This is a genomic window from Sterolibacterium denitrificans (genome assembly GCF_900174485.1).
Taxonomy (GTDB): domain Bacteria; phylum Pseudomonadota; class Gammaproteobacteria; order Burkholderiales; family Rhodocyclaceae; genus Sterolibacterium; species Sterolibacterium denitrificans.
In genome coordinates, this window is the sequence record NZ_LT837803.1 from 1,584,117 (window position 1) to 1,607,836 (window position 23,720).

Sequence of the window (23,720 nt, forward strand, 5' to 3'; positions counted from 1 at the left end):
CTGCAATCTCAGCGCAGGCTGATGATTGGCCAACCCTGCTGCCCTGCGTGCGCTTCCAGGGTCGCGTCGGGGTCGACGGCGACGGGATGGCTGACCAGCGACAGCAAGGGCAGATCGTTGTGCGAGTCGCTGTAGAAGTAGCTTTGCGGAAAGCTGCCCCACCAGGTGCCGATGGATTCCAGCCAGGCTTCGACGCGATCGATCTTGCCCGCGCGGAAGGCCGGCAGGCCGGTCGGCTTGCCGGTATGGCGGCCGCTGCGGCAGTCCTGGGCGGGGATGGTGGCGATCAGATGGGAAATGCCGAATTCGCGGGCGATGGGGCCGGTGACGAAGCTGTTGGTCGCGGTGACGATGGCCAGCAGATCGCCGGCCGCGCGGTGGCGTTCCACCAGGTCACGGGCCTGCCGGGTGATGTTCGGGCGGATGCGGCGCGTCATGAATTCCGCATGCCAGGCGTCCAGTTGCCGGCGGTCGTGACGCGACAGCGGCTGCAACTGGAAGTCGAGGAAAGCGTCGATGTCCAGCGTGCCTGCCTGGTATTGCGCGTAAAACTCGATGTTCTTGGCTTCCTGCACTTCGCGGTCGAGCACGCCTTGTCCGATGAGGAATTGCGCCCATTCGAAATCGCTGTCGGTGGCCAGCAGGGTGTTGTCGAGGTCAAACAGCGCCAGGTTCATGCTCTCGTTCTTTCTCTTTCATCGGTACGGCAGGTTGCAGTTCGGGCGTTCGTTGCCGATTGCGCGCCAGCACGTCGCGCAGCAGCGGCAGGGTCAGGGGGCGTTTGAGTTCGAGCGAGGCCTGATCGGCTTCGTTGAGCATCCACAATAACGAAGGCAGGTCGCGGCGGCCATGATGCAGAAGGTAGTCGATCAGCGCATCGTCGATGCGCATGCCGCGCGTCGTTGCGTGGTGCCGCAGCGCCGCGGCTTTTTCGATGTCGCCCAGCGGGTGGATTTCGTAAATCAGCGCGGCGCCGATGCGGGTGCGCAGGTCTTCGCGCAGTTCCAGCCGCAATGGCGGCCTGTCGCCGGCCAGCAGCAGCGCCAGGCCGACCAGGCGGGCGGCATTGAAGGTGCGGAACAGGGTGATCTGGGCGGTTTCGTCGAGCGTATCGACGTCGTCGATGATGATCAGGCTGCCGGGCGGGGCGTTCAGTTCGCCGCCCAGGTCGCTGCCGCGCATGAAGCAGACGTTGCGTCCGGCAGCCAGGGCGGCTTCCCGGGCGCCGGCAAGCAGGTGGCTGCGGCCGCAACCGGGTTCGCCCCACAGATAGATCTGGTCGAAAGCGCCCGGATCGCCCAGCGCCCTGATGCGCGCCATGGGCTCGTGGTTGTCGCCGACGATGAAATTGTCCAGCGTCGGCGGGGCGGCCTCGGGGCCGAGGCCGAGCAGCAGTTGCTGTTGCCGGCGCGGATTCATGTGCATCATGGAGGCAGCTCTTTGTCTTCGCTTTCAGCTTCGCCGCGATAGAGACGGCTGTCGAGATAGCTTGCGCTGACGTGGCGCAGACCCACCAGCAGAACCGCCGAGGCCGGCAGCGCCAGCAGGATGCCGAAGAAGCCGAAAATCTGGCCGAAGGCGAGCAGGGCGAAGATCACCGCCAGCGGATGCAGCCCGATGCGTTGCCCAACCAGCCAGGGGGTGAGGACGAAGCTTTCCAGAACCTGGCCGAGGCTATAGACGATGGCCACGCCGATCAGCGGGCCGATGCCTTCGAATTGCAGCAGGGCGACCAGGATGGCCAGGCCGAGACCGAGGGCAAAGCCGGCATAGGGCACGAAAATCAGCAGGCCGGTGAGCACGCCGACCGGCAGGGCAAAGTTCACGCCGGCCAGCCACAGTCCCAGGCTGTAATACACCGCCAAGGAGAGCATGACCGACATCTGGCCATGGAGAAACTCACCCAGCACGGCATCGATTTCGCGGGCGATCCGGCGCGTCTGGGCATGCCAGGGGCGAGGGACGAAGCCGTCGAGACGTTCGAGCAGGTGATGCCAATCCACCAGCAGATAGAACATCACGATCGGCAGCAGTATCAGCGTGGTGAACATGCCGATCATCGCCATGCCGCCGATTTTCAGGGACTGCAGCAGTGAGTGCAGGATGTTCTGCACGCTGTCGCGGTTTTCGCTGAGCAGCCGTTTCATGGCGGCGGCATCCATGGCATGCGGCTGGATGCCGAAATGCTGCTGCAGCCAGGGCATGGCCCGTTCGTTCCACAGCGCAACGAGTGCGGGCAGGCGATCCATCATCTGCTGGCCTTCTTCGCGGATCAGCGGCAGCAGGATCAATCCCAGCAGCATCAGGAGCGTAGCCAGCAGCAGGATCACCAGCAGGGCGCCCGCCGTGCGCGGGATGCGATGGCGCGCCAGGCGATCGACCAGCGGCGCGCAGATATAGGCGAAGATGCCCGCCAGCAGGAATGGCGTCAGGATGGGACTGAGCAGATACAGCAGCCACAGCAGGGCCAGTCCGCAGGCACTCCAGAGCAGGGTCTGCAGACGGTCGGCGTGGTTGTCGGGGCGTATTTCCATGCGGTCCATGCGGATGGCGATTATGAAAGTACTCGTTCCGTTCGGGTGCAGGGCACGCCCTGAACATTTCCGGTAAAATTTGCGGCTCGATTTTTGGCTTGTGGCAAGCGCACCAGGATCAGGCCATTACCATCAAGCATCAAGCCGCTACTTTAGCCGCCAGCCCGCAGGAACTCAACTTGAGCATGACAAATTCCCCCTCTTCCTCTTCTCTGACCTATCGCGATGCGGGCGTCGATATCGACGCCGGCGATGCGCTCGTCGAACGCATCAAGCCGTTTGCCAAACGCACCATGCGGCCGGAAGTGCTCGGCGGCATCGGCGGCTTTGGCGCCTTGTTCGAAATGTCGAAGAAATACCGCGAGCCGGTGCTGGTTTCCGGCACGGATGGCGTCGGTACCAAGCTCAAGCTTGCCTTCCAGTTGAACCGTCACGACACCGTCGGTCAGGATCTGGTGGCGATGAGCGTCAATGACATCCTGGTGCTGGGCGCCGAGCCGCTGTTCTTCCTCGATTACTTCGCCTGTGGCCGGCTGGATGTGGATGTCGCCGCCAGTGTCATTCAAGGCATTGCCAAGGGCTGCGAGCTCGCCGGTTGCGCGCTGATCGGCGGCGAAACTGCCGAAATGCCGAGCATGTATCCGGACGGTGAATACGACCTCGCCGGCTTCGCCGTTGGCGCCGTCGAGAAGTCGCAGATCATCGACGGCAAGCGCATCGTGCCGGGCGACATGGTGCTGGGCCTGGCTTCCAGCGGTGCGCATTCCAACGGCTATTCGTTGATCCGCAGGATCATCGAACGCGCGCAGCCCGACATGGCCGCCGATTTCCACGGTCGTCCGTTCGGCGATGCGGTCATGGCGCCGACGCGCATCTACGTGAAGCCGTTGCTGGCGCTGATGCAGCAGTTCGGCGAGGGCGGCGTGAAGGGCATGGCGCACATCACCGGCGGCGGTTTGACCGAGAACGTGCCGCGCATCCTCGGCGATCATCTCACCGCGACGCTCGACCGCAACGGCTGGCCGTTGCCGCCGCTGTTCCAGTGGCTGCAGCGCGAAGGCCAGGTCGCCGACGCCGAGATGCACCGCGTCTTCAATTGCGGCATCGGCATGGCCGTCATCGTTGCCGCCGAACACCGGCAACGCGCCAGCGAGATTCTCCAGGCGCAGGGCGAAACGGTCTACACCATCGGCCGCATCGAAGCGCGCCAGCCGGGTCAGGCGCAGACGACGGTCGTTTGAGGCTGAGACTGAAGCGTTCAGTTATTCCGTCATTCAGCCGCTTCGGCTCCGCGCTTCAGTAGATGAAGGGAATCAGCCGCCAGGTGCGCTGCGCATAGGTGGCGTAGGCCGCGCCCAATCCGGCATGCAGCGCCCGTTCTTCGACGGTGATGCGCCAGAGCAGGACGGCGGTTGAAGGCAGCAGGATGATCAGCAGCCCAACCCAGTTGGCCAGACACAGGCCCAGCCCCAGACTGATCAGCAGCACGCCGGTGTAGGAAGGATGCCTCAGCCAGCGGTAGGGGCCGCTATCGACCACCCGGTGATCATCGGCGATGGCAACGTTGACGGTAAAGAAACGGCCCAGATGCACGATCGCATGAATCCGCAGCAGGATGCCGGCGAGCAGCACGGCGATGCCGATGCCGTGGTGTGCCTGGAAGAAAGCCATGTTGGCAAAATCCAGACGCCGCTCCAGCAGGAGCGCGATGCCGATCGAAATCGAATTGATCAGCCAGATCAGGCGCAGCGTGCCTTGATCCGCACTGACCGTCTCGTGGCCGGCCCGCCGCTTGAGCGCCAATGCCAGTTCGGCTGTGCCATACAGCAGGACGACCAGATAGGCGTGATAGGTGATGTGGAAGGGCATGGGGCATCCTTTGGTCGGGTGGCAAAAATTATGGCGTCATTCTACGAGGCAGCGAGGCAGGACGGGCGGTATGTTGAATGTGCTGTGTTCTGAATGCGGCAGCGCTCGTCATGCCGGATAAACCGGCCTGTCGCGTTAAAATGTCGGGATGAGCGCGATCTGGAAACCCCATGTCACCGTAGCCGCCGTGATCGAGCGCGACGGCCGTTTTTTGCTGGTCGAGGAAGAGGTCGGCGACGGCGCGGGCGGCGTGGTGGTTCGCTACAACCAGCCGGCCGGTCATCTGGATACCGGCGAGTCCCTGCTGCAGGCCTGCGCGCGTGAGACGCTGGAAGAGACGGCCTGGCATTTTCGGCCGCAAGCGCTGGTGGGCATCTATCAATGGCCGTCCGCGCAGCGCGATCTGACCTATCTGCGTTTCGCCTATTGCGGCGAACTGGGAACGGAAGAAGCCGGGCGGCCTCTCGATGCGGGCATATTGCGCGCGCTCTGGCTGACGCTGGAGGAAATCCAGGCGTTGGCCGCGCAACACCGCAGCCCGCTGATACTGCAATGTATCCGCGATTATCTTGCGGGGAATCGTTATCCACTCGATCTGGTGAAGCATTATGACTAAGCGCAGCGTCATCGTCGGTATGTCCGGCGGCGTCGATTCTTCCGTGGCCGCCTTGCTGCTCAAGCAGCAGGGCTGGCAGGTGACCGGCCTGTTCATGAAGAATTGGGAGGATGATGACGATGAGGAATACTGCTCGTCGCGTCAGGATCTGGTCGATGCGGCATCCGTCTGCGACGTCATCGGTATCGATCTGGAAGTGGTGAATTTCTCCGCCGAATACAAGGAGCGGGTGTTTGCCGAATTCCTGCGCGAGTACCAGGCCGGACGCACGCCCAATCCGGACGTGCTGTGCAATGCCGAAATCAAGTTCAAGGCTTTTCTCGACCATGCCGTGAAACTCGGCGCCGAGCGGATTGCCACCGGCCACTACGCCCAGGTGCGTCATTTCCTGGGCGACTGGCAGCTTCTCAAGGGCGAGGATGGCACCAAGGATCAAAGCTACTTTCTGCATCGCCTGAACCAGCAGCAACTGGAAAAGACGCTGTTTCCCATCGGCCACCTCTACAAGCGCGAAGTGCGCAAGATGGCCGAGGAAGCCGGGCTGCACAATTTTGCCAGGAAGGATTCCACCGGCATCTGCTTCATCGGCGAGCGGCCGTTCCGCGAATTCCTCGGCCGTTACCTGCTCGGTCAACCCGGCGAGATCCGCACGCTGGAAGACGACAAGGTGATCGGCCGCCATGAGGGCCTGATCTATCACACCATCGGCCAGCGCAAGGGGCTGCACATCGGTGGCCTCAAGGGCAATGCCGACGAGGCGGGGGATCACGAGGCCTGGTACGTCGCCGCCAAGGACATGGCGCGCAATGTGCTGCTGGTGGTGCAGGGGCGCGATCATCCGGCCTTGCTCAAGGACCGCCTGGTGGCGCGCGATCTGTCCTGGGTCAGCGGGCGTCTGCCGCACACTCACTGGGTATATACGGCGAAGACCCGCTACCGTCAGCCGGATGCGCCGTGCGAGGTCGATGCGGTCGATGCCGAGTCCTGCGAAATCGCTTTTGCCGCGCCGCAATGGGCGGTGACGCCGGGGCAGAGCGTGGTGCTCTACGAATCGAAGGTATGCCTGGGCGGCGGCGTGATCGCCTGAGGCTCAATCGTGCGGCACGCTCTCGGCGAAGGAGGGCCGCTGCATCAGCCGGTCGTAGTGTCTGGCAAGCGCGCCGTGCTTGCCGCGCCAGTCGATGTCGGGGTGGCGGAAACTGATGTAGCCCAGCGCACTGCCGGCGGCGACGTCGGCCAGGCTGAGGCCGTTGCCGTGGCACCAGGCGTTTTCGCCGAGATCATCGTCCATGACCTGCAGACCGGCGATCATTTTGCTGCGCTGGCGTTCGATCCATGCGGGGCTGCGCTCGCCGTCGGGACGGCGCGACTCCAGCAGGGCATTCGCTGCCGCATCGGCAATGCCGTCGGCGAGCGCTTCCCAGCGCTTGACGCTGATTCGTTCGCGTCCGCCGGAGGGAATCAGACGCTTGTTCGGCGAAAGCGTGTCGAGATATTCGACGATGACGCGCGAGTCGTAGAGCGTGCTTTCATCGTCCAGGAGGAGCACCGGCACCTTGCCCAGCGGGTTGTGGTCTGCAATGCTGTTGCCCTCAATCCAGGGTGAATCGACGACGAACTCGCACTCGATCTTTTTTTCGGCGAGCACGATGCGTACCTTGCGAACGTAGGGACTGGTCAGGGAACCAAGCAGTTTCATGTGGCGCAATCAACAATCAAACGATAAAAACGATCAGCATCTGCGGGCGTGGATCATGGGCGGCTGATTATCGCCCATCGTCCGATCGCCTTCAAGGAAGGCAGGTGAATGTTAAAATGCCCGGCTGTTTGCTTGCGCCAATCGGCCAGGCGATTTTCATTGACTGATCCCCGACATGCTGACGACACTGACCGCTCTTTCGCCGCTCGACGGCCGCTATGCCCAGAAACTCGAAGCCCTGCGCGAATATTTTTCCGAATATGGCTTGATCAAGCGCCGTGTTCAGGTCGAAGTCAAATGGCTGAAGGCGCTTGCCGGTGCGCCGCAGCTTGATGAAATCCAGCCTTTCAAGGCGGCCACGATCGCCGAGCTTGACGAGGTGGTGAGCAATTTCAGCGTGGCCGACGGCGAGGCGATCAAGGCAATCGAGGCCCGCACCAATCATGACGTCAAGGCGATGGAGTACTGGCTCAAGGAGCGCCTGGCGGGCAATGCCGAAGTCATGGCGGCGGCCGAATTCATCCACTTCGGCTGCACTTCCGAAGACATCAACAACCTCTCGCATGCCCTGATGCTGCAGGAAGCGCGCAGCGCCGTGCTGTTGCCGACCCTGCAAGCCCTGGTGCTGCGCTTTCGCGAACTGGCCCACGCCCATGCGGCGTTGCCGCTGCTTTCGCGCACGCATGGACAGCCCGCCACGCCGAGCACGCTGGGCAAGGAAATGGCCAACATCTGCGCCCGTCTCGAACGCGCCACCCAGCGCATCGCCGCGGTGTCGCTGACCGCCAAGTTCAATGGCGCGGTCGGCAATTACAACGCGCATCTGGCGGCTTATCCCGAGTTCGACTGGGAGAGTTTCAACCGCGGCTTCATCGAATCCTTCGCCCTGGAGTTCAACCCATATACCATCCAGATCGAACCGCACGATGCGATGGCCGAGCTGTTCGACGCGATTGCGCGCGCCAATACGATATTGATCGATGCCGATCGCGACATCTGGCAGTACATTTCCCTCGGCTATTTCAAGCAGAAGCCCAAGGCCGGCGAGATCGGTTCGTCGACCATGCCGCACAAGGTCAATCCCATCGATTTCGAGAATTCCGAAGGCAACCTGGGGCTGGCAAATGCCGTCCTGCGCCACTTGGCTGAAAAGCTGCCGATTTCGCGGCTGCAGCGCGATCTGACCGATTCCACGGTGTTGCGCAACATGGGCGTGGCGTTTGGCTATTCAGTGCTGGCCTATGATTCCACCTTGCGTGGTCTGGGCAAGCTGGAAGCCGATGCCCAGCGCATGTCCGACGATCTCGATGCCTGCTGGGAAGTGCTGGCCGAGCCGGTGCAGACGGTGATGCGGCGTTTTGCGGTGGAGAATCCCTACGAGAAACTGAAGGATCTGACGCGCGGCAAGGGCATCACGCGGGAGGGCCTGCATGAATTCATCCGCACGCTGGACATTCCCGAAACCGAAAAGACGCGCCTGCTGGCGATGACCCCGGCAAGCTATCTCGGCAAGGCCGTCGAGCTGGCCAAGCGCATCTGAAGGAAGCTGAATGAGCTTCGCCAACAATCTCAAGCAATTGCCGAAGGTTTCCCATCTTGCTGCGTTGCAACTGGTGGATGCAGAGGGCAGCGTCGTGGCCACCATCGAAAACAAGCCCGGCCAGGCCGGCTCGCTGGCGGTTTATAACCACCTGGGGCAGTTGTTCGGCGCGATCACTGCCGATGCGGCGAGAAAGGGGCTGGAATTGTATGCCGAGCACGTCGAGGAGGCGCGCGCGCATCCGGGCAGGCATCCGCATATCGACCGTCTACTCAAGCTGGTCGAGGCGCCGCAGCCGCAAACCCTGCGGGTGAAGCATCAATTTGCGCTGGATGAATGAGCGAGGCTGGCAGACCGCGCCGTCAGGAAAAGGGTAATACGGAAACGAAAAAAACCGCACCTGGGTGCGGTTTTTTTCAGAACGGATACCGGCTTGTGCTTACTTCAGCTTGGTTTCCTTGTAGGCGACATGCTTGCGAGCCTTGGGATCGAATTTCATGATCTCCATCTTTTCGGGCATGTTGCGCTTGTTCTTGGTGGTCGTGTAGAAATGGCCGGTGCCGGCCGTGGATTCGAGCTTGATTTTTTCGCGGGCGCCTTTGGCCATGATCTTCTCCGGTCAGTATCTTGGTGACGTGTTCAGCGCTCAGGCGGTTTCGCCACGGCTGCGCAAATTGGCAAGGACGGCCTCGATGCCGTTCTTGTCGATGGTGCGCAGGCCGGCGTTCGAGACGCGCAGACGCACCCAGCGGTTTTCGCTCTCGACCCAGAACTTGCGGTACTGCAGGTTCGGCAGGAAACGGCGCTTGGTTTTGTTGTTGGCGTGGGAAACGTGGTTTCCGACCATCGGGGCCTTGCCCGTTACTTGGCATACGCGGGACATTTGTTTGCTCCAGGGTTCTGTGTTCTGCAAAGCACGCCATTATACCGGAGCCTTGAGGAAATGTTCAAGAAAATAATGGGTAAGGCGTGAGGCGTGAGACGAAGGGGCGAACTGGCGTTACAGCAAGCCTTTTTCGGCGAATGACAGGGGGGCGGCATTGCCGGCGACGATGAAATGGTCGAGCAGCCTGACGTCGATGAGCCCCAGGGCCTGTTTCAGCGTCGAGGTCAGCATTTCATCGGCGCGCGAGGGCTCGGTGATGCCCGAAGGGTGGTTGTGGGCAAAAATCACGGCAGCGGCATTGTGGCGCAGGGCTTGATTGACGACTTCGCGCGGATAGACGCTGGTCTGGGTGAGGGTGCCGCGAAACAGCTCTTCATTGGCGATGAGCTGGTTCTGCGCGTCGAGCCAGATGGCGACGAAGCATTCATGACGCAGGTGCGCCAGATGCAGGCGCAGCCAGTCGCGTACGGCGCCGGGTGTGGAAAGCAGGTCGCCATGCTGGAGTTCCTCGCGCAGCGCGCGGCGCGCCATTTCGAGAACGGCCTGGAGTTGCGCGTACTTTGCCGTGCCCATGCCGGGGATGCTGGCAAATTCGCTGACCGAGGCATTGCCCAGGCGGGTGAGGGAGCCGAAGTGGGCGAGCAGATCGCGCGCCAGGTCGACAGCGCTTTTGCCGCGTACGCCGATGCGCAAGAAGATGGCCAGCAGTTCAGCATCGGAGAGGGCGGCCGTGCCGTTCTGCAGCAAACGTTCACGGGGGCGCTCATGTTCAGGCCAGTCGGTAATCGCCATAAGTTAGAATGGTCCGCTATTCATCTCTGTTTATTCGTTTGGGATTTTACACGGCATGAATGAATTGTCCGGCAAAACCATACTGCTCGGCGTTACGGGGGGCGTTGCAGCCTACAAGGCCGCCGAGCTGGCGCGTCTTCTGGTCAAGGCCGGGGCCCAGGTTGACGTCGTGTTGACCGAAGCCGGGGCGCGCTTCGTCGGCGCGACCACCTTCCAGGCCCTGACCGGCCGCCCGGTCTGGAGCGATCTGTGGGATGCGCGGCAGCAGCGCGGCATGGGGCATATCGACCTGACGCGCGGCGCCGATGCGATCCTGCTTGCGCCGGCGAGCGCAGATTTCCTGGCCAAGCTTGTCCAGGGGCGTGCCGACGATTTGCTGTCCACGCTCTGTCTGGCGCGTGATTGCCCCTTATTGGCCGCGCCGGCGATGAATCGCCAGATGTGGGAGAATCCGGCCACCCGGCGCAACGTCAGGCAATTGCTTGACGATGGCGTGCGACTGCTCGGCCCGGCTTGCGGCGAGCAGGCCTGTGGCGAAGTCGGTCTCGGCCGCATGCTGGAGCCGCAGGAATTGTTTGACGAACTGACGGCTTTTTTCCAGCCGAAATTGCTGGCAGGACGCCGCGTGCTGCTGACGGCAGGACCGACCTTCGAGCCGCTCGATCCGGTGCGCGGGCTGACCAATTCGAGTTCGGGCAAGATGGGCTTTGCCCTGGCGCGCGCTTGTGCCGAAGCCGGCGCCGAGGTGACGCTGGTGGCCGGTCCGGTCAGCTTGCCGACGCCAGCCGCCGTAACGCGCATCGACGTACAAACTGCGCTGGAAATGCGTGCGGCGGTGCTGAAGTCGGTTGCCGCAGCGGATATTTTTATCGGGGTTGCCGCCGTGGCCGATTACCGTCCGGTGCAGGCGTCCGAACACAAAATCAAGAAGACGGCTGTCGGCAGTGCATTGACCATCGAAGTGACGGCGAATCCCGATATCCTGGCCGAGGTTGCAAGCTTGCCGGCCGCGCCTTTCTGTGTCGGTTTTGCCGCCGAGAGTCAGAATCTCGCCGACTATGCCGAAAGCAAGCGGCTGGCAAAAAAGCTGCCGCTGGTGGTCGGCAATCTGGTGCAGGATGGCCTGGGGAGCGACGGCAATTCCGTGATCCTGTTCGATGATGCCGGCCAACACAAGCTGACACCGGGCCCGAAAATGGAAATTGCGCGCGGTATCGTCGCCCATATTGCCAACATGCTGGAGCAGGACTGATGCATACCATCGATATCAAGATACTCGATCCCCGGCTCAAGAATGCCGCTGGCGAGGCCGGCGAATTCGCTCCGCAATATGCCACTCCTGGCGCGGCCGGCCTGGATCTGCGCGCCTGCATCGACGCGCCGCTGGTGATTCAGCCCGGCACGACGCACCTTGTGCCGTCGGGTATCGCCATTCACCTGGCCGATCCCGGCCTGGCCGCCATGATCCTGCCGCGCTCGGGGCTGGGTCACAAGCATGGCATCGTGCTGGGCAATCTGGTCGGCTTGATCGATTCCGATTATCAAGGGCAGATCTTCGTTTCCACCTGGAATCGCGGCAAGGAAGCCTTCACGCTGAATCCACTCGAACGCCTGGCGCAACTGGTAGTTGTGCCGGTGCTGCAGGTGGGATTCAACGTCGTCGAAGATTTTGAGGCCAGCCAGCGCGGTGCTGGTGGCTTTGGCAGTACCGGCAAGGGATGATCTGCATCCAAACGCTACACCTCTGAATTCAGAGAGAGCACGGAGAACCGCATATGGCTTGGAACAGTGGCTTGATTCAACGCATCCTGGATTTCGATGCGCGCAATTTCCTTCTGGATAGCCTGCCAAAAAATGCAACAGGCATGGAAATCGGCGTGCATAAGGGGGATTTCACCAAGCGCATTCTCGAACGCACGAGTCCGGAACTGCTCTATCTCGTCGATCCCTGGAAATACGAATCCTCAAGCAAGTACAAAAACTCCTGGTACGGTGGTTGGCTCGGCGGCAGCCAGGAACGCATGGACAGGCGTTGCGATGCGGTAAAGCAGCGTTTTGCCGCAGCCATTTCCCGCGGCAAGGTGAAGGTGCTGCGTGCTTATTCCTCGGACGCCTTTGCCAGCCTGCCCGACGCCCATCTCGACTGGGTGTATATCGATGGCAATCACCTCTACGAGTTCGTCAAGTCCGATCTGGAGCAAGCCTGTCGTTGCGTCAAACCCGGCGGCTTGATTACCGGCGATGACTACGGAGAAGGCGGCTGGTGGGAAGGCGGCGTCAAGCGGGCGGTCGATGAATTCGTGGCGACGCGGGATGACGTCGAACTGGTCTGCATCAAGAAGTGCCAGTTCATCCTGAAAAAACGCTGAATGCTTGATGCCGGAAAGACGAAAGGCGCCGAGTGTCCGCTCGGCGCCTTTTGTTCTGGGGACAGTTTGCCGAAGCTAGATCACGGCTTCTTCCTTGACCTTTTTCGGCTGCACGAACTGTTCGCGTGAAGCGCCGAGCCACATGACCAGCGGCGAGGCGACCAGCACCGAAGAGTAAATTCCGAAGAGGATGCCGATGGTCAGGGCCAAAGCGAAGTAGTGCAGGGCCGTGCCGCCGAAAATCAGCATCGAGGTGACCATCATTTGCGTCGAGCCGTGGGTGATGACGGTACGGGACATGTTGACGGTGATGGAGTGGTCGAGGACTTCTGCCGTGGTCATGCCACGCTTTTTCCGGAAGATTTCACGCACGCGGTCGAAGACCACGACCGATTCATTCACCGAATAGCCCAGCACGGCCAGCACCGCAGCCAGCACCGGGAGCGAGAATTCCCACTGAAAGAACGCGAAGCAGCCAAGGATGATCACCACGTCATGGAGGTTGGCGATGATGGTCGCGATGGCGAAACGCCATTCGAAGCGGAATGCCAGATAGATGACGATGCCGAAGACCACCAGCAGCAGCGCCATGGCGCCATCGGAGGCGAGCTCCTTGCCGACCTGCGGGCCGACGAACTCGATGCGCTTGAGGGCCACCGGCTCGGCACCGCTGGCATCGTGGCAGACGGTTTTTTTGATGTCCTCGCCTTGTTCGGTGGTGTAGTCGAGTTTTTGCGGCTGGCCCTGGACCATGGCACAGAGCGAAGTGAAGATGCGTTCGCTTTCCTTGCTGGTAGCGCCTTCCTCGGCCGTCTTCAGCGGCAGGCGGATCAGCAGATCGCGCGAACTGCCGAAATTCTGCACTTGCGGGTCAAGAAATCCGTCCTGCAGCAGGCGCTTGCGCACATTGTCCACATCGGGCGGATGGCTGTAGCTGACTTCCATCAGGGTACCGCCGGTGAACTCGATGGACAGATGCAAGCCCTTGGTGGCGAGGAAAAAAACGGCAAGCAGGAAGGTGATCAACGAAATGATGTTGAACACCAGCGCATAGCGCATGAAGGGGATGTCCTTCTTGATACGGAAAAATTCCATGAGGCGGGACCTTGGGTATCTGTGTATGCGGGAACGGCGGCGGCAGTCGGTTGGATTGGCCGAATGATTGGATCGCGGTTATTTGGTTCCTGCCGGATCCGGTTTCCAGACCTGGCCGATGGACAGCCTGTCGATCTTGCGCCGCGAGCCATAGATCAGGTTGATGAGGGCGCGCGAAACCACGACCGAGCTGAAGATCGAAGTCAGGATGCCCAGACAATGCACCACGGCAAAGCCGCGGATGGGACCGGAACCGAAGATCAGCAGTGCAATGCCGGCAATCATCGTCGTGACGTTGGAGTCGAGAATCGTCGCCCAGGCGCGCTCATAGCCTTTGAAGATGGCGGATTGCGGTGAATCGCCATTGCGCAATTCTTCGCGGATGCGCTCATTGATCAGCACGTTGGCATCGATGGCCATGCCCAGCGTCAGGGCAATGGCGGCAATCCCCGGCAGTGTCAGCGTTGCCTGCAGCAGCGAGAGCAGGGCGAACAGGAACATCACGTTGGAGGTCAGCGCGACGACCGAGACCAAGCCGAATACGACGTAGTACACCGTCATGAAAATGGCAATGGCGATGAAGCCGCCGACGGTCGAGTTGAATCCCTTTTCGATGTTGTCCTTGCCCAGGCTGGGGCCGATGGTGCGCTCTTCGATGATGTCCATCGGCGCTGCCAGCGAGCCGGCGCGCAGCAGCAGGGCGATGTCGTTGGATTCGACGGTACTCATGCGGCCACTGATCTGCACGCGGCCGCCGCCGATTTCGCTGCGGATCACCGGCGCGGTAACGACTTCGCCTTTGCCCTTCTCGATCAGCAGGATGGCCATGCGTTTGCCGACGTTGTCGCGGGTGACTTCCTTGAAAATGCGCGCGCCGGCCGAATCCAGCGTCAGATGAACGGCCGGTTCGTGTGTATCGCCCGAGAAACCGGGCTGGGCATCGGTCAGCCGTTCGCCGGTCAGCACGACCTGTTTTTTGACCAGCAGGGCGCGGCCTTCGCGCTCGGTGTAGTACTCGGTGCCGATGGGCGGCTGTCCGCGCGCGGCCTGCTCCATGACGGCAGGATTGGCGCTGTTCTCGTCATCGACCATGCGGATTTCCAGGGTGGCCGTGCGCCCGAGGATGTCCTTGGCCTTGGCGGTGTCCTGTACGCCGGGCAGTTGGACGACGATGCGGTCGGCGCCTTGCTGCTGGATGACGGGCTCGGCGACACCCAGTTCATTGATGCGGTTGCGCAGTGTAGAGATGTTCTGCTTGATGGCAAATTCCTGAATCTTCTTTTCTGCTTCCGGCTTGAGTCTGCCGATGAGCTTGTAGTCATCGCCGCGGGTGGTTTCACTGAAGGCCAGATCGGGCTGCGCATTGGTCAGGATGGAACGAGCCTTGTTGCGGGTTTCGGCATCGCGAAAGAGTACGGCCAGATTCATGCCTTCGCGGCTGATGCCGCTATGGCGTATCGTCTTTTCCCGCAGCAGGCTGCGGAGGTCGGCCGTGGTGGCATCCAGGCGTTTGGTCAGTGCGCCCTTCATGTCCACCTGCAGGAGAAAATGCACGCCGCCACGCAAATCCAGACCCAGATACATCGGCAGGGCATGCAGGTTGGTCAGCCACTGCGGCGAAGCGGAAAGCAGGTTGAGGGCGATGCTGTAGGCGGGATCGTCGGCATCGGGGTTGAGGGCCTTGGCGATGACGTCCTTGGCCTTCATTTGCGTATCGGTATCCTTGAAGCGGATGCGGATGCTGTTGTTGTCGACGAATATGCCGTCATCCGCAAGATTGGCCGCCTTGATCGCCTCTGCGGCATTTGCCTGAACCTTCTCGTCTACCTTGACGGTGGCCTTGACGCTGGAAATCTGTACTGCCGGCGATTCGCCATAGAAGTTCGGCAGGGTATAGAGAGCGCCGAGCAACAGGGTCACGGCGACCAGAATGTTCTTCCAGAGGGGATAACGATTCATGTGCGAGGAGCGAGGTGCGAGAGATTGGGAGTGAGAAGTGGCTTGCGAAGAGCTGGGAGAGGGATGGCGTGCTGAAACCTGAAACCGCGGTACGGGCCGAAGAACGAAGAGCCGGCTGAGAAGGCTTTACTCCTCAGCCCTCATGGCCAAGGCGGGCCTCGGCGGGAGGCCTCACAGACTCTTCAGCGTTCCCTTCGGCAGCAGGTTGGCGACGGCATTCTTCTGAATGAAGATTTCGACGGATTGGTCCTTGATCGTGCCGACTTCGACGGTCAGGTAGTTTTCGCCGATCTTGACGATGCGTCCGGCCATGCCGCCCTGGGTCACGATCTCGTCACCCTTGGCCAGCGCGTCGACCATGTTCTTGTGTTCCTTGGCTTTCTTCATCTGTGGGCGGATCATCAGGAACCACAGCACCACGAACATCAGCATGATCGGCAGCAACTGCACCAGACCACCCATGCCATCGGGAGCGGCCCCTGCAGCCTGGGCGTAAGCGTTGGAAATCAGCACGACGGACTCCTGTGAATTTTATTCAAGCCGCGGATTATATCAGCCGCCAGCGCGATCACGCCGGAAGCGGGCGGCGAACTCGTTGAAGCTGCCGGCGGCGATGGCCTCGCGCATTTCGCGCATCAGCGTCTGGTAGTAGTAGAGGTTGTGCAGCGTGTTGAGGCGCGCGCCGAGGATCTCGCCGGTACGGTGCAAATGGTGCAGGTAGGCGCGGGTGAAATGGCGGCAGGTGGCGCAGTCACAGCTTTCATCGAGCGGACGCAGGTCGGCCTTGTACTGGGCGTTCTTGATCTTGACGTCGCCGTGGCGGGTGAACAGCCAGCCGTTGCGCGCGTTGCGCGTCGGCATCACGCAGTCGAACATGTCGATACCGTGGCCAACGGCGAACACCAGATCTTCCGGTGTGCCCACGCCCATCAGATAGCGCGGTTTGTGCACCGGCAGGCGCGGCGCGGTGTGGGCGAGGATGCGCGCCATGTCTTCCTTGGGTTCGCCGACCGAGAGGCCGCCGATGGCGTAGCCGTCGAAATCCATTTCGTTCAGCGCCGCCAGGGAGATGTCGCGCAGGTCTTCGTACATGCCGCCCTGGACGATGCCGAACAGCGCGTTGGAATTTTCCAGGCGCCGGTGCTCGTCGCGCGAGCGCTGTGCCCAGCGCAGCGAGAGGCGCATCGACTCCTCGGCCTGGCGCCGCTCGGCCGGGTAGGGTGTGCATTCGTCGAAGATCATGACGATGTCTGAGTTCAGCGCATGCTGGATGCGCATCGACTCCTCGGGCGTCAGGAACAGGCGGTCGCCGTTGATCGGCGAGGCGAACCTGACGCCCTCCTCGGAGATCTTGCGCAGCGCGCCGAGCGAGAACACCTGGAAGCCACCCGAGTCGGTGAGGATGGGGCCGTTCCAGCCCATGAAGCGGTGCAGCCCGCCGTGCGCGGCGATGATCTTGGTGCCGGGGCGCAGCCAGAGGTGGAAGGTGTTGCCGAGCACGATCTGCGCGCCGAGGTCGCGCACTTCATCGGGGGCCATGGCCTTGACCGTGCCGTAGGTGCCGACCGGCATGAAGGCCGGCGTGTCGACCTGGCCGTGCGCCAGCGTGATCCGGCCGCGGCGCGCGGTGCCGTCCTGGTTAAGGAGTTCAAAATTCATGGCGCAGATTCATCGTTGGTGCGCGTCAGCAGCATGGCGTCACCGTAGCTGAAGAAACGGTAGCCTTGTGCGATGGCGTGGGCGTAAGCAGTGCGGATGCGCTCGATGCCGGCGAAGGCCGAGACCAGCATCAGCAGAGTGGATTTTGGCAGATGGAAATTTGTCAGCAGCGCATCGACGATGCGGAAACGGAAGCCCGGCAGAATGAACAGTCCGGTTTCACCGGCGCCGGCCTGCAGTTGTCCATTGCCGGCAATGGCGGCGGATTCCAGCGTGCGCAGCGTGGTGGTGCCGACGGCGACGATGCGTCCTCCCTTGCGCCGCGTTTCTGCAATGGCTTGCGCCGTGGCTTCGGGCAGGATGTAGCGCTCACGGTGCATCCGGTGTTCGGCGAGGTTTTCGCTGCGCACCGGCTGGAAGGTGCCGGCGCCGACATGCAGCGTGACGTAGGCGATGCGGCAGCCCCGTTTCTCTACGGCAGCGAGCAGCGCGTCATCGAAATGCAGTCCGGCAGTCGGCGCGGCCACCGAACCATGCGTGCGTGCGAACACCGTCTGGTAGCGCGCTTCGTCGGCATCCGCCGCATTGCGTTCGATGTACGGCGGCAAGGGCAGGCGGCCGTGGCGTTCGAGCAGGTCGATGACATTTTCCGTATCCGGAAAACGCAGATGGTAGAACTCGCCCGCGCGCGCCAGCACTTTTGCTTCCAGCGCGCCCTCCAGATGCAGTACGCAGCCTGGCTTCGGCGGCTTGCTGGCACGAATCTGCGCCAGCGCCTCGTGCTCGCCGGTGATGCGCTCGACCAGCACTTCGATCCTGCCGCCGCTGTCTTTTATGCCGTACAGACGCGCATGCAGCACGCGGGTGTCGTTCATCACCAGCAGGTCGCCAGGTTGCAGCAGTTCGGCCAGATCTGCAATGTTGCGGTCCTCGATCGGCGCGTCGTTGCCATCGACGACCAGCAAGCGGCTGGCGCTGCGTTCCGCCAGCGGTTGCTGGGCAATCAGCTCGGGCGGCAATGCGTAGTCGAAGTCGCTGAGGCGCAATTGCGCGGACGAGTCGCTCAGTGCTGCGCTGGCAGCGCCTGTCGTTGAATTATTTGCTGACATGGGAGTTGAAGCACAACGGGGAATCGCGGATAATGCGCCCCTTTCGTTCCTCTTCATCTTCTTCAACCGAGATGAAGGAGCGAAGACAGCGCAGCCGCGCATTTTATGCGAGCTGCGGCAGTTCCAGGCTACTCTGTGGATGAAAAACGTGGTGGCTTGCGAGTGCGTGGCGTGTGTAGTGTGTGTGATTAAGCCCAGGTGGCGGAATAGGTAGACGCGACGGTCTCAAACACCGTTGCCGCAAGGCGTGCCGGTTCGATTCCGGCCCTGGGCACCAGTGGATTCAGGGAAGTTTGCAGTACTGAAACTTCGCCTCCACGATCCACCGTTATTCAATACGAATGTGCTTGATCCCGCTTTTTTGGCTGGTGGGCCGTGTCTATTCGGACAGATCCGGTTTGAGTCTGGCGGGGAGTTCGGCGCGGGCGCGCTCGCGCAGTTCCGCGAGCAGTTGCTCGCTCAATCCGTTCATGGTGTTGGCGAGCATCTGGGGAAGCACTTCTTCCAGCCAGCTTTCCAGCGTCTTGCAGATTTTCTGCTGGTGAATCTGCCGCATGGCTGCGGCAGTTGCGTCCGACGCCGTTGCAGGGGAAGCCGTCACCTCGGCTTCGATGACTTCGGTCAATACCGGTACGTCCTGGCTGTCGAGGGAGAGTGTTTCTTCTTCGGCAGGCGTGCCCGCAGGCTGTGCGGACTTTGCCTCGGCCAGATCGAGGCTGGAGACGAAGTTGCGGCGTCGCATCAGGGCGTCGGCCTGGTCAAGCAGCATGTCGCTCCTGTCGCTCGTTCCATTGCTCTCGTTCATGTTGCTCACAGCGGCGCCTTTTGCAGGTCGAGATACTGGATGTCATGCCCCTGATCGCGGTAGTAGCGCGCGCGTTCGCGTGCCGGTAGCCGAATGTTTTCTTCCCGGCTGATGATTTCGATGAGTTGCGTGAAACGCTCGAATTCCGGGGGTAGTTCATTGCCAAGGTTGAGCAGGCTGTTCCGGCTGGTCTGCGCATTGCTTGCATTGCCGCCGAGTTCACTGGCCGTAGTGGCGATGAGTATGGGCGTTTCCGGCGCGAGGTGCGAGCGCGCGCTGCAATGCGGCAGAAAGCCGGTCGGCGGCGTGGTCCATAGCATGTGATCCAGGCGTTCGGCAATCTGGCGGTCCGGGGCGTAGATTATGTATCTGTCGTTTGCGTCGGCATCCCTGCTTGCCTGAGTCAGCCAGGTGACGGCGGCCTGCAGGCGATCCGCTGCGTTGTGACAGAACAAAACCTGAGTCATGTGCGCTGGTGTGTGTGAGATCGTGGCTTATTCGCCCCGGCTGCGCGCGCGGGCCATGAGGAAGTGGGTCAGCAATGGCACGGGGCGGCCGGTAGCGCCTTTTTTCTCGCCGGACTTCCAGGCGGTGCCGGCAATGTCCAGATGCGCCCAGTGGAATTTCTTGGTGAAGCGGGCGAGGAAGCTGGCGGCGGTGATGGTGCCGGCGGCGCGGCCGCCGATGTTGGCCATGTCGGCGAACGGACTCTTCAACTGTTCCTGGTAGTCTTCCCAGAGCGGCAGTTGCCAGGCGCGATCGTAGGCGTTCTGTCCGGCATTCAGCAGATCGCGGGCAAGCGTGTCGTCATTGGCGAGCAGGCCGCTGGCGACATGGCCGAGGGCGATGACGCAAGCGCCGGTCAGGGTGGCAATGTCAATGACGCAGGCCGGCTCGAAGCGCTCGGCATAGGTGAGCGCATCGCAGAGTATCAGACGGCCTTCGGCATCCGTATTGAGGATTTCGATGGTTTGTCCGGACATCGAGGTCACGATGTCGCCTGGCCGTGTGGCATTGCCGCCAGGCATGTTCTCGGTGGTGGGGATGATGCCGACGACGTTGAGCTTGAGACCCATCTGGGCGATGGCCTTCATGGTGCCGAGGACGCTGGCTGCGCCGCACATGTCGTACTTCATCTCGTCCATTTCGGCGCCGGGTTTCAGCGAAATGCCGCCGGTATCGAAGGTGATGCCCTTGCCGACCAGTACTACCGGCTTGGCCGTATTCTTACCGCCGTCATGTCTGAGAATGATGAATTTTGGCGGCTGGTGGCTGCCGCGAGCGACCGAAAGCAGCGAGCCCATGCCGAGCTTTTCCATATCCTCGCGTTCGAGGATTTCAGCCTTGAGCGGATAGGTTTTGGCGAGCTCGAGCGCTTGCTCGGCCAGATAGCCTGGGGTGCAGACATTGCCAGGCAGGTTGCCGAGATCCTTGCAGAGATTCATGCCCAGGACGATGGCCTGGCCTTCCTCCAGCGCCTTTTCGGCAGCGGCAAGATCGGTGCGGCTTTCCACGGCCAGCGTCAGTTTGCGCAGCGGGCGGCGGACTTCGTCTTTCTTCGATTTGTAATGATCGAAGCGGTAGAGCGTTTCGGCCGCGATCAGCACGGTTTGACGGATGCGCCAGGGCAGGTCGCATTTCTTCACCGCCAGTTCGGTCAGCGTGATGGTGGCGTCGAAGGCGCCGATTTCATTGAGGGTGCGGATGGTGGTGGCGATGGCGGTACGGAATTCCTTTTCACGGAACTCCTTTTCCTTGCCCAGGCCGACCAGCAGGATGCGGTCGCACAGCGTGCCGGGAACGTTGTGCAGGAGCAGCGTCGTGCCGGATTTGCCTTCCAGGTCGCCGCGCCGCAGCAGGTCGGAAATGTACTGGTTGCTGGCCTTGTTGAGAATTTCGCCCGGGACGGTCAGCTTGCGTGGTTCGAAGACGCCAACCACGACACAGGCACTGCGCTGTTTTTCGGGACTGCCGCTTTTTATGCTAAATTCCATCGCTCTGTTGCTCCTTGTATGACGCTTACTCGCACAGCGTTCCGGTTGCGTCCGTGAATCATTTCAACCATTTTCCCTGCTGTGGTGTGCGCCGCGATTTTGGTGAAAATCGATAGACTTTTTGATTATCACTAACTTTTTCAGCAAAAGTCAAAATCAAAATGATTTATCAGCGTGCGGCTCTGCGTGAGTTTGCCAATACTTCCATCGCGGTTTTCGTTGCCCTGCTTGCCGTCATGCTGACAACCCAGCTGATCCGGCTGCTGGCCGAGGCGGCGGGGGGAAAGCTGGCCTCGGAGGCCGTACTGGCGCTGATGGGCTTCGCTGCCATCAATTATCTTCCGACCCTGTTGTCGCTCTCCTTGTTCATCGCGGTGCTGTTGTCGCTGGCGCGCGCCTATCGCGATTCCGAAATGGTGGTCTGGTTTTCCAGCGGTTTGTCGCTGACTGCCTGGATTCGCCCGGTGCTGGCGTTCGCGCTGCCGATCGTGCTCATCATTGCCGTGCTGTCGATTTTTCTGTCGCCCTGGGCGATATCGAAAAGCCTGGAGTTTCGCCAGAAGATGAAGGAGCGCGACGATGTCTCCCAGGTCGCGCCGGGCAGCTTCAAGGAGTCGTCGATGGCGGATCGCGTATTCTTTGTCGAAGCGGTGGCCGGGGACGAAAGGCTGGTCAAGAACGTGTTCATCAGCTCGATGCAGCACGGCAAGCTGGGCGTCATGGCAGCCGCAAGAGGCTATCAGCAGCTCATGGCCAACGGCGATCGTTTTCTGGTGCTGGAAAACGGGCGCCGCTATGAGGGGGTGCCGGGACAGGCCGATTATCGCGTCATGGAATTCGAACGCTACGCGGTGCGCGTCGAAACGCGCGAATCGCAAGGCTTCGTCGAGACGCCGAAGAGCCTGCCGCTGCAGAAGCTGCTGGAAAATCCGACGCCACCCAATCTGGGCCAGATACTCTGGCGTGTGGGCGTGCCATTGGCGGCGTTCATTCTGGCCTTGCTGGCGATTCCCTTGTCCTTCGTCAATCCGCGTGCCGGGCGCGCCAACAATCTGATTTTTGCCATTCTCATCTACATGATCTACAGCAATCTGATCAGCATCAGCCAGGCTTGGGTGTCGCAAGGACGGTTGAGTTTCGGCATGGGCGTCTGGATCGTCCATGCGGCAGTGCTGGTGTTGCTGCTGCTGCTGTTTTTCCGCCGCTTGACGGTGTTTTCCTGGGGGCGGTTGTGGCGCTGAAGGTGTATGAGCGCTATCTGGCGCGGGAAATCTATATCGGCACGGCGCTGGTGTTGACCGCTTTCTTGCTGCTCTTCGCTTTTTTCGATCTGATCCATGAGCTTGAAGATGTCGGCAAGGATGGCTACAGGTTGCAGCATGCGCTCGGTTTTGTGTTGCTGACGTTGCCGGGACGAATCTATGAGTTGTCTCCAATCGCCGTGCTGATTGGTTCGTTGTATGCATTGACCATGCTTGCCCGGCATTCGGAGATCACCATACTGCGGACTTCCGGGTTGTCGACGCGTACCTTGCTGGTGACGCTGAGCAAGCTGGGCGTGGGGTTCGTGGTGGCCATTTTCCTGATCGGTGAATTTGTGGCCCCTCCGGCCGAGCATCTGGCGCAGCAACTGCACCTGAAGACCCGGAGCTCGGTGGTTGGGCAGGAGTTTCGCTCCGGTTTGTGGGTCAAGGACGAGCGTAATTTCGTCAATGTGCGCGACATGCTGCCCGATACCACCTTGCGCGGCCTGCGGATTTTCGAGTTCGATGGGAATCATCAGTTGCGTTCGGTCAGCGAGGCGAAGGAAGCCAGGTACGTCGCGTCGGACGGTTGGCGTCTGGAGGGTGTCGTGCAGACCCGCTTTTCCAATGACCGCACCGAAGTGCTGCAGTTTCCGACGCTGATCTGGAAGTCGGCGCTGAACCCGGATATTTTGTCGGTGTTGATGGTGGTGCCGGAGCGCATGTCTTTCGTCAGGCTTTGGCAGTACATTCGCCACCTCGAGGACAATCAGCAGAAGGCGCAGCGCTATCAGATCGCGCTGTGGAAAAAGGTGTTTTATCCCCTGGCCGTGCTGGTGATGATGGCGCTGGCGCTGCCGTTCGCCTATTTGCAGGATCGCATGGGGGCTGTGAGCATCAAGATCTTCGCCGGCGTCATGCTGGGCATTGCCTTTCACATGCTCAACGGCCTGTTTTCCAGTCTGGGGGCTATCAACAACTGGTGGCCGTTCTGGTCGGCAATCACGCCAAGCGCGATTTTCCTGTTTGCTGCGGGCGGGATGCTGTGGTGGGCGGAGCGGCGCTGACGAGGATCAGGCACGTGCCGGCAAGGCGGTCATGGAGAAATTGGCCGTCGCGATCAACGAGTGCCCAGAGCAGTCCGACACCGGCCAGGGCGAGTGATGGCCAGCACAGAAGATGTCGCAGCAGCGCTTGCCGCAGACTGATGCCTGAACTACCGTCGTGACGGTCCTGGGCGGGGACCAGGCGGATTTTCCAGGTTTTCATGGCCAGGGTTTGCCCGCCGTGGCGCCAGAACCAGATGAAATAGGCCGCGAGCACCAGCTCGAGATGCAGCCACATCAGCCAGGGAGCGGCTGTCCGGCTGGCGTGTTCGGCATAGATCGTTTCCGGCAGCAGAACCAGTACGGCGATCACGCCGATGAGCAGCAAAGCCTCATAGAGCATGCCGGCAAGGCGTCTGGGCAGGGCGGGTGTTTCAGTTGGAGGCATGGAAAGTCAAATGCAGCGTGGGCAGGCAAGCGCGGGTGAAGAGTGGAGCCAAGAGC

Annotated in this window: 27 protein-coding genes and 1 tRNA gene; 11 read left to right on the top strand and 17 right to left on the bottom strand. The window is 61.3% G+C overall.

Annotation, left to right across the window (positions count from 1 at the left end; genetic code table 11):
* Positions 1 to 8 precede the first annotated feature (8 nt).
* From SDENCHOL_RS07285 to SDENCHOL_RS07295, 3 genes are read right to left on the bottom strand one after another with little or no spacing between them, the layout of a single operon-like run.
* Positions 9 to 677, bottom strand: a complete 669-nt coding sequence (locus SDENCHOL_RS07285) for an HAD family hydrolase (protein WP_154716627.1) — start codon at positions 675 to 677, stop codon at positions 9 to 11.
* Positions 658 to 1,428, bottom strand: a complete 771-nt coding sequence (gene hda, locus SDENCHOL_RS07290; protein ID WP_197706872.1) for a DnaA regulatory inactivator Hda — start codon at positions 1,426 to 1,428, stop codon at positions 658 to 660. The genes SDENCHOL_RS07285 and hda overlap by 20 nt, the downstream gene beginning before the upstream one ends.
* The gene (locus SDENCHOL_RS07295; RefSeq protein WP_154716628.1) at positions 1,425 to 2,534 is read right to left on the bottom strand and encodes an AI-2E family transporter; all 1,110 of its coding nucleotides are present in this window, start codon (positions 2,532 to 2,534) and stop codon (positions 1,425 to 1,427) included. The genes hda and SDENCHOL_RS07295 overlap by 4 nt, the downstream gene beginning before the upstream one ends.
* Positions 2,535 to 2,719: 185 nt before the next feature.
* On the opposite strand from SDENCHOL_RS07295, the gene purM reads away from it, so the two are divergent.
* Complete coding sequence (gene purM / locus SDENCHOL_RS07300) at positions 2,720 to 3,775, top strand: phosphoribosylformylglycinamidine cyclo-ligase (protein WP_154716629.1); 1,056 nt, start codon at positions 2,720 to 2,722, stop codon at positions 3,773 to 3,775.
* Between the two features lie 55 nt (positions 3,776 to 3,830).
* Here purM and SDENCHOL_RS07305 read toward each other — a convergent pair whose 3' ends face one another.
* Positions 3,831 to 4,403: a methyltransferase family protein gene (locus SDENCHOL_RS07305; RefSeq protein ID WP_154716630.1), complete on the bottom strand. Its 573-nt coding sequence runs from the start codon at positions 4,401 to 4,403 to the stop codon at positions 3,831 to 3,833.
* 148 nt (positions 4,404 to 4,551) lie between these two features.
* Here SDENCHOL_RS07305 and SDENCHOL_RS07310 point away from each other — a divergent pair, with 148 nt between their 5' ends.
* Positions 4,552 to 5,019: an NUDIX hydrolase gene (locus SDENCHOL_RS07310; RefSeq protein WP_154716631.1), complete on the top strand. Its 468-nt coding sequence runs from the start codon at positions 4,552 to 4,554 to the stop codon at positions 5,017 to 5,019.
* Positions 5,012 to 6,106, top strand: coding sequence for a tRNA 2-thiouridine(34) synthase MnmA (gene mnmA, locus SDENCHOL_RS07315; RefSeq protein WP_154716632.1), 1,095 nt, complete (start codon positions 5,012 to 5,014; stop codon positions 6,104 to 6,106). The genes SDENCHOL_RS07310 and mnmA overlap by 8 nt, the downstream gene beginning before the upstream one ends.
* Positions 6,107 to 6,109: 3 nt before the next feature.
* On the opposite strand, the gene SDENCHOL_RS07320 is transcribed toward mnmA, so the two are convergent.
* Entirely contained in the window at positions 6,110 to 6,718 is a 609-nt protein-coding gene (locus tag SDENCHOL_RS07320) for a glutathione S-transferase N-terminal domain-containing protein (RefSeq protein ID WP_154716633.1), read from the bottom strand.
* Positions 6,719 to 6,893: 175 nt separating this feature from the next.
* On the opposite strand from SDENCHOL_RS07320, the gene purB reads away from it, so the two are divergent.
* Both purB and SDENCHOL_RS07330 read left to right on the top strand, forming a co-directional pair.
* Positions 6,894 to 8,258 carry an adenylosuccinate lyase gene (gene purB, locus SDENCHOL_RS07325; protein ID WP_154716634.1) on the top strand — a complete coding sequence of 455 codons (1,365 nt, stop codon included), beginning with the start codon at positions 6,894 to 6,896 and terminating at the stop codon, positions 8,256 to 8,258.
* A 10-nt stretch (positions 8,259 to 8,268) separates the two neighbouring features.
* Complete coding sequence (locus SDENCHOL_RS07330) at positions 8,269 to 8,598, top strand: DUF2322 family protein (RefSeq protein WP_154716635.1); 330 nt, start codon at positions 8,269 to 8,271, stop codon at positions 8,596 to 8,598.
* 99 nt (positions 8,599 to 8,697) lie between these two features.
* Here the strand turns inward: SDENCHOL_RS07330 and rpmG are convergent, their stop codons facing one another.
* The 3 genes from rpmG to radC all read right to left on the bottom strand — a co-directional run bounded on the left by rpmG (position 8,698) and on the right by radC (position 9,936).
* Positions 8,698 to 8,865, bottom strand: a complete 168-nt coding sequence (gene rpmG, locus SDENCHOL_RS07335; RefSeq protein ID WP_154716636.1) for a 50S ribosomal protein L33 — start codon at positions 8,863 to 8,865, stop codon at positions 8,698 to 8,700.
* 39 nt (positions 8,866 to 8,904) lie between these two features.
* Positions 8,905 to 9,141, bottom strand: a complete 237-nt coding sequence (rpmB, locus tag SDENCHOL_RS07340) for a 50S ribosomal protein L28 (RefSeq protein ID WP_154716637.1) — start codon at positions 9,139 to 9,141, stop codon at positions 8,905 to 8,907.
* Positions 9,142 to 9,258: 117 nt separating this feature from the next.
* Complete coding sequence (gene radC, locus SDENCHOL_RS07345) at positions 9,259 to 9,936, bottom strand: RadC family protein (protein WP_154716638.1); 678 nt, start codon at positions 9,934 to 9,936, stop codon at positions 9,259 to 9,261.
* Between the two features lie 55 nt (positions 9,937 to 9,991).
* Between radC and coaBC the strand changes: the two genes are divergently transcribed.
* The 3 genes from coaBC (at position 9,992) to SDENCHOL_RS07360 (ending at position 12,305) form a co-directional block, all read left to right on the top strand.
* On the top strand, positions 9,992 to 11,188 hold the full coding sequence (gene coaBC, locus SDENCHOL_RS07350) for a bifunctional phosphopantothenoylcysteine decarboxylase/phosphopantothenate--cysteine ligase CoaBC (protein ID WP_154716639.1): 1,197 nt from the start codon (positions 9,992 to 9,994) through the stop codon (positions 11,186 to 11,188).
* The gene (gene dut / locus SDENCHOL_RS07355; protein WP_154716640.1) at positions 11,188 to 11,658 is read left to right on the top strand and encodes a dUTP diphosphatase; all 471 of its coding nucleotides are present in this window, start codon (positions 11,188 to 11,190) and stop codon (positions 11,656 to 11,658) included. Before coaBC ends, dut begins: the two co-directional genes overlap by 1 nt.
* A gap of 71 nt (positions 11,659 to 11,729) precedes the next feature.
* Positions 11,730 to 12,305 carry a class I SAM-dependent methyltransferase gene (locus SDENCHOL_RS07360; RefSeq protein WP_172955024.1) on the top strand — a complete coding sequence of 192 codons (576 nt, stop codon included), beginning with the start codon at positions 11,730 to 11,732 and terminating at the stop codon, positions 12,303 to 12,305.
* Positions 12,306 to 12,380: 75 nt separating this feature from the next.
* On the opposite strand, the gene secF is transcribed toward SDENCHOL_RS07360, so the two are convergent.
* From secF to queA, 5 genes are all read right to left on the bottom strand, one after another.
* Entirely contained in the window at positions 12,381 to 13,400 is a 1,020-nt protein-coding gene (gene secF / locus SDENCHOL_RS07365; RefSeq protein ID WP_154716642.1) for a protein translocase subunit SecF, read from the bottom strand.
* Positions 13,401 to 13,478: 78 nt separating this feature from the next.
* The gene (secD, locus tag SDENCHOL_RS07370; protein WP_154716643.1) at positions 13,479 to 15,359 is read right to left on the bottom strand and encodes a protein translocase subunit SecD; all 1,881 of its coding nucleotides are present in this window, start codon (positions 15,357 to 15,359) and stop codon (positions 13,479 to 13,481) included.
* Between the two features lie 171 nt (positions 15,360 to 15,530).
* Positions 15,531 to 15,872, bottom strand: coding sequence for a preprotein translocase subunit YajC (yajC, locus tag SDENCHOL_RS07375; protein WP_154716644.1), 342 nt, complete (start codon positions 15,870 to 15,872; stop codon positions 15,531 to 15,533).
* 39 nt (positions 15,873 to 15,911) lie between these two features.
* Entirely contained in the window at positions 15,912 to 17,018 is a 1,107-nt protein-coding gene (gene tgt / locus SDENCHOL_RS07380; RefSeq protein WP_154716645.1) for a tRNA guanosine(34) transglycosylase Tgt, read from the bottom strand.
* Positions 17,015 to 18,064, bottom strand: coding sequence for a tRNA preQ1(34) S-adenosylmethionine ribosyltransferase-isomerase QueA (gene queA, locus SDENCHOL_RS07385; protein WP_231913021.1), 1,050 nt, complete (start codon positions 18,062 to 18,064; stop codon positions 17,015 to 17,017). Before queA ends, tgt begins: the two co-directional genes overlap by 4 nt.
* A 255-nt stretch (positions 18,065 to 18,319) precedes the next feature.
* Between queA and SDENCHOL_RS07390 the strand changes: the two genes are divergently transcribed.
* Positions 18,320 to 18,404: transfer RNA gene (locus tag SDENCHOL_RS07390), tRNA-Leu, on the top strand.
* Between the two features lie 102 nt (positions 18,405 to 18,506).
* Here SDENCHOL_RS07390 and SDENCHOL_RS07395 read toward each other — a convergent pair.
* From SDENCHOL_RS07395 to SDENCHOL_RS07405, 3 genes are read right to left on the bottom strand one after another with little or no spacing between them, the layout of a single operon-like run.
* Complete coding sequence (locus SDENCHOL_RS07395) at positions 18,507 to 18,941, bottom strand: hypothetical protein (protein ID WP_154716647.1); 435 nt, start codon at positions 18,939 to 18,941, stop codon at positions 18,507 to 18,509.
* Positions 18,938 to 19,399 carry a DNA polymerase III subunit chi gene (locus SDENCHOL_RS07400; RefSeq protein WP_154716648.1) on the bottom strand — a complete coding sequence of 154 codons (462 nt, stop codon included), beginning with the start codon at positions 19,397 to 19,399 and terminating at the stop codon, positions 18,938 to 18,940. Before SDENCHOL_RS07400 ends, SDENCHOL_RS07395 begins: the two co-directional genes overlap by 4 nt.
* A 27-nt stretch (positions 19,400 to 19,426) precedes the next feature.
* Positions 19,427 to 20,926: a leucyl aminopeptidase gene (locus tag SDENCHOL_RS07405; RefSeq protein ID WP_154716649.1), complete on the bottom strand. Its 1,500-nt coding sequence runs from the start codon at positions 20,924 to 20,926 to the stop codon at positions 19,427 to 19,429.
* Positions 20,927 to 21,087: 161 nt separating this feature from the next.
* Here SDENCHOL_RS07405 and lptF point away from each other — a divergent pair, with 161 nt between their 5' ends.
* Positions 21,088 to 22,167 (top strand): LPS export ABC transporter permease LptF, encoded by a 1,080-nt coding sequence (lptF, locus tag SDENCHOL_RS07410; RefSeq protein ID WP_154716650.1) that lies wholly within the window; start codon positions 21,088 to 21,090, stop codon positions 22,165 to 22,167.
* Between the two features lie 50 nt (positions 22,168 to 22,217).
* Positions 22,218 to 23,237 carry an LPS export ABC transporter permease LptG gene (lptG, locus tag SDENCHOL_RS07415; RefSeq protein WP_231913022.1) on the top strand — a complete coding sequence of 340 codons (1,020 nt, stop codon included), beginning with the start codon at positions 22,218 to 22,220 and terminating at the stop codon, positions 23,235 to 23,237.
* Here lptG and SDENCHOL_RS07420 read toward each other — a convergent pair.
* Complete coding sequence (locus SDENCHOL_RS07420) at positions 23,173 to 23,664, bottom strand: RDD family protein (RefSeq protein WP_154716651.1); 492 nt, start codon at positions 23,662 to 23,664, stop codon at positions 23,173 to 23,175. The two genes, lptG and SDENCHOL_RS07420, sit on opposite strands and share 65 nt — an antisense overlap.
* Between the last annotated feature and the right edge of the window lie 56 nt (positions 23,665 to 23,720).

Coding starts and splice junctions, on each gene's coding strand:
- SDENCHOL_RS07285 (WP_154716627.1), bottom strand. CDS start 677: ATGAACCTGGCGCTGTTTGACCTCGACAACACCCTGCTGGCCACCGAC.
- hda (WP_197706872.1), bottom strand. CDS start 1,428: ATGATGCACATGAATCCGCGCCGGCAACAGCAACTGCTGCTCGGCCTC.
- SDENCHOL_RS07295 (WP_154716628.1), bottom strand. CDS start 2,534: ATGGAAATACGCCCCGACAACCACGCCGACCGTCTGCAGACCCTGCTC.
- purM (WP_154716629.1), top strand. CDS start 2,720: ATGACAAATTCCCCCTCTTCCTCTTCTCTGACCTATCGCGATGCGGGC.
- SDENCHOL_RS07305 (WP_154716630.1), bottom strand. CDS start 4,403: ATGCCCTTCCACATCACCTATCACGCCTATCTGGTCGTCCTGCTGTAT.
- SDENCHOL_RS07310 (WP_154716631.1), top strand. CDS start 4,552: ATGAGCGCGATCTGGAAACCCCATGTCACCGTAGCCGCCGTGATCGAG.
- mnmA (WP_154716632.1), top strand. CDS start 5,012: ATGACTAAGCGCAGCGTCATCGTCGGTATGTCCGGCGGCGTCGATTCT.
- SDENCHOL_RS07320 (WP_154716633.1), bottom strand. CDS start 6,718: ATGAAACTGCTTGGTTCCCTGACCAGTCCCTACGTTCGCAAGGTACGC.
- purB (WP_154716634.1), top strand. CDS start 6,894: ATGCTGACGACACTGACCGCTCTTTCGCCGCTCGACGGCCGCTATGCC.
- SDENCHOL_RS07330 (WP_154716635.1), top strand. CDS start 8,269: ATGAGCTTCGCCAACAATCTCAAGCAATTGCCGAAGGTTTCCCATCTT.
- rpmG (WP_154716636.1), bottom strand. CDS start 8,865: ATGGCCAAAGGCGCCCGCGAAAAAATCAAGCTCGAATCCACGGCCGGC.
- rpmB (WP_154716637.1), bottom strand. CDS start 9,141: ATGTCCCGCGTATGCCAAGTAACGGGCAAGGCCCCGATGGTCGGAAAC.
- radC (WP_154716638.1), bottom strand. CDS start 9,936: ATGGCGATTACCGACTGGCCTGAACATGAGCGCCCCCGTGAACGTTTG.
- coaBC (WP_154716639.1), top strand. CDS start 9,992: ATGAATGAATTGTCCGGCAAAACCATACTGCTCGGCGTTACGGGGGGC.
- dut (WP_154716640.1), top strand. CDS start 11,188: ATGCATACCATCGATATCAAGATACTCGATCCCCGGCTCAAGAATGCC.
- secF (WP_154716642.1), bottom strand. CDS start 13,400: ATGGAATTTTTCCGTATCAAGAAGGACATCCCCTTCATGCGCTATGCG.
- secD (WP_154716643.1), bottom strand. CDS start 15,359: ATGAATCGTTATCCCCTCTGGAAGAACATTCTGGTCGCCGTGACCCTG.
- tgt (WP_154716645.1), bottom strand. CDS start 17,018: ATGAATTTTGAACTCCTTAACCAGGACGGCACCGCGCGCCGCGGCCGG.
- SDENCHOL_RS07400 (WP_154716648.1), bottom strand. CDS start 19,399: ATGACTCAGGTTTTGTTCTGTCACAACGCAGCGGATCGCCTGCAGGCC.
- SDENCHOL_RS07405 (WP_154716649.1), bottom strand. CDS start 20,926: ATGGAATTTAGCATAAAAAGCGGCAGTCCCGAAAAACAGCGCAGTGCC.
- lptF (WP_154716650.1), top strand. CDS start 21,088: ATGATTTATCAGCGTGCGGCTCTGCGTGAGTTTGCCAATACTTCCATC.
- SDENCHOL_RS07420 (WP_154716651.1), bottom strand. CDS start 23,664: ATGCCTCCAACTGAAACACCCGCCCTGCCCAGACGCCTTGCCGGCATG.